The following is a 3084-nucleotide window of genomic DNA, read 5'->3' as shown; positions in this document are numbered from 1 at the left end:
CCGCTCCATCTCGACCGGCGTGAGCATCTCGACCACGGCGGCCAGCTGCGTGACGCGCTTCGACAGGCTCTCGGCCTTCTTCACGTACACGCCGTTGGACTGCTTCAGCTGGCCCACCTGCTCCCGGAGCGCCGCGGCCTCCTTGGCCTGCGCCTCATGGCGTCTGGCCGTCGCCACGGCCGCGTCCCGCTGCGCCTTGACCTCCAGCTTGCGCTGCTCGATCAGCTTGTCGGCCACAGCCTTCTCCCGCGTCCATGCGTCGTGATCGAGGCGGTACGCCTCCTTGGCGTCCGACCCGGCGAACAGCCCCGGCTTCTCCGGCTCTGGCCGCACCTTGGGCGGGATCGTCTTGACCTCCGGCAGCGGCTCGAACGCCTTGTTGACCCGGCTGTAGTACTGCTGGACGGTCACGTGCCGCGCCTTGCTGCCCTCGATGCCGCGCTGCAGGCCGTGCTGCTGGCCGACCTCCTGCGCGAACTCGGTCTGCATCTGGTTCAGCGCCTTGGCGCCGCCCAGAAACGCCCGGCAGTTCAGCTTGCCGCGCTCGTCGATCGGCACCACGTAGGCGTACATGTGGGGCGTCTGTTCGTCCCGGTGGATGCCGGCGTAGATCACGTTTTCCGCCCCGTGCCGCTGCTTCAGCCACTCAAGGCCGTCCCGGAAGTACGCATCCTGCTCCTCCCGAGACTTGCCGTGAATGTCCTCCGGGCTACCCGTGATCAGGTACTCGACCGCCAGCACGGCGTTGCTGCGTACCTTCTCCTGTGTTGCCAGCCTGTCATTGAATTTCGCCAGCGCTTCGCCGACGTCAGCCGCCCCGATGTGGGTGTTATCGGGGGTGCGGCTGGGGTCGGCGTTCGGCGTGTCCTGCTCACGGAAAACGTGCGTCAGGGAGCGCCTCACGGCGATCCCTGACTTCAGCTTTTGTGTGCGCAGGATGGCGTATCCCATGATCGGCTCGCGGCGGTTGAAAGCCCTCATCGTAAACGATGTGGACTCACTACACAATTCCCTACGGAAATTGTTGTTCGCCCCTGCCGGGGAAAGGCAAAACCGTGGGCGCTGCCCACACCCGCCCTCGCCGCCGGGAGGCTCGCGGGGGTTGGCCGAAACCCGCCAACCCCCACGGCCAGAGCGTGGGTGGAGTTGTTCAAGCGTCAAGGGTTCGGGCTTCGCCCCCAGTCCTCGCCCGGTCCCTCCGCTGCGCTTCGGGCTGCGGCCTCCGGGCTGGCCCTTGACCCTTGCCCACCTCCGTTCTGGCAGACGGGGTTTCCAACGTTGGAAATCCGCCTGCCGAGGGGGCCGCCGCGTCCCGAGAGGGCGCGGGGTTTCGGCCACCGCCCACGGCGAGCAGGTGCCCGAAGCCCCGGCCCCAGCCGGGGTGAGGCGGTAGGGGCCGGTCCGGTAGGACTGCCCCGCAGGGGCACCCCGTATCCCGCCGAAGGTCTGCGAGTCCGGCCACTGGCCGTCGCGCACGCGGGGGCCTTTCCTGCCCCCTCCGGGGGCTATGTTTTAGGTTCTTGTCTGGCACAGACAAGAACTAAGAAGGAAAACCCCGCAAACCCGCATGAATGCTGGGGCGTATTTTCAGGATCAGTACCTTCAAAGCTCAGACGTCCGAATTTGTAAGCTCAAAAAAACGTTGATTTTGAGCTTTGCTCGATCTAAAATCGAATTTGTTAGCTCAAAAACAGAGGTGAAAATGAGCGGTGAACGCTTCAAAACAAACCCCTTTTTGGAGGGAATGATTATCCCCATCAAGGGCAAGCAGGTACGGCTGTCGAAGCTTGGAAGGGATGACAATGTCCTGATCAACCAGTCCACCGGAGAGGTGCATGGCACCCACGTGACGACCTATAAGCCGGTGGATAGTGAGCAATTTGTCAAGCTATTCACGGCGAACGTCGCCATGACGTTCGACCTCCAGTCAGCCGGTATCAAGGCGCTTACCGTCGTGATCTGGACCCTCCAGAACCACGCTATGGCCAAGGACGAGATAGCCCTAGACCAGATCGTGCTGGATGACTTCTTGGAGGCACACCAAGACCGGAAACCCCCAATGAGCCTAAGCATCGCCACCCTCAAGCGCGGCATTGCCGAGCTTGAGAAGGCTCAGATCATCGCCAAAACCGTTCGGAAGGGTTGGTATTTCATCAACCCCAACTTCATCTTCAACGGCGACCGGATCGCCTTCACGACCGTCATCGAGCGAGTGAAACGGAATCGAGACCCCAACACCATCGATCTGCTGGAGGGGAAAACTGACGCTGAGCGCGAACGCGCCCAGCAGGAATAGGGAGAAAGCCAATGAGTGTCGAAGTGGTAACGATTGCCGCAGGAGAGCCGCGCCAGCAGGTGCTAAACCTGCCCAAGCGCCTGACCATCACCGTAACCCGAGAGGACGGCTACGCGCCCTCTCAGCCGGAGATTTACACGGCCATGACCATCGCCTTGGAGTCGATGACGCCCAAGAAGAAGCCGCGCAAAAACTCACCAAAAATCACGGATTAGCCCAGCCGGGGGCCACGCTGCTGCTGCTTGGCTTCCCGGTCGTGCTGGTACTTCGCCTCCAGCTGGGGGGCGTTGTGCTGGATCGTGCGGCGCAGCTGGTCATGGCTGGCCGGATCGGCACGTAGCGGAGAATGCGATAGGAGGGCCTTGGTGACGTTTTCGGGGCTCTGCCCATGCCTCCCTATCGACTCGATGACGGTCATGCGTTCTACGGCCTCCCAATCGACTTTGGAGGCATTCCCGTCCACCTCCCTCAGTGCCTTGGCGGCACGCACGCCGAAGGTGTGCTCTGCGCCGCCGCGCTGGAGCAGCTGCTGGACGCCCTGCACCCGCCGCGCCGCCTCCGTCTCGATCTTGGCCAGCTTGGCCACCTCCGCCGCCTTCGACCTGGCCAACTCCGCCAAGCGGACTTTCTCGGCCTCCTGGGCGCGCTTGCGCTCGGCCAGCCGCTCCATCTCGACCGGCGTGAGCATCTCGACCACGGCGGCCAGCTGCGTGACGCGCTTCGACAGGCTCTCGGCCTTCTTCACGTACACGCCGTTGGACTGCTTCAGCTGGCCCACCTGCTCCCGG

General features: G+C 63.5%; 4 protein-coding genes. 2 read left to right on the top strand and 2 right to left on the bottom strand.

Annotation, left to right across the window (positions count from 1 at the left end; all coding sequences use genetic code 11):
• The coding region (gene mobV, locus ACI1V7_RS28270; protein ID WP_404536040.1) for a MobV family relaxase at window positions 1-951 on the bottom strand (951 nt) is incomplete at its 3' end.
• Window positions 952-1702: 751 nt separating this feature from the next.
• On the opposite strand from mobV, the gene ACI1V7_RS28265 reads away from it, so the two are divergent.
• The gene (locus tag ACI1V7_RS28265) at window positions 1703-2296 is read left to right on the top strand and encodes a replication/maintenance protein RepL (protein WP_404536038.1); all 594 of its coding nucleotides are present in this window, start codon (window positions 1703-1705) and stop codon (window positions 2294-2296) included.
• A gap of 11 nt (window positions 2297-2307) precedes the next feature.
• On the top strand, window positions 2308-2511 hold the full coding sequence (locus ACI1V7_RS28260) for a hypothetical protein (protein WP_404536036.1): 204 nt from the start codon (window positions 2308-2310) through the stop codon (window positions 2509-2511).
• Here ACI1V7_RS28260 and ACI1V7_RS28255 read toward each other — a convergent pair.
• Window positions 2508-3084 (bottom strand): hypothetical protein (locus ACI1V7_RS28255; protein ID WP_404536035.1); only part of this gene is annotated, 577 nt, incomplete at its 5' end. The two genes, ACI1V7_RS28260 and ACI1V7_RS28255, sit on opposite strands and share 4 nt — an antisense overlap.

This window comes from Massilia paldalensis, from assembly GCF_044901715.1.
Classification (GTDB): Bacteria; Pseudomonadota; Gammaproteobacteria; order Burkholderiales; family Burkholderiaceae_D; genus Telluria; species Telluria paldalensis.
The sequence above is the reverse complement of the archived record's forward strand: the minus strand, read 5'-3'. Positions and strand labels throughout refer to the sequence as shown.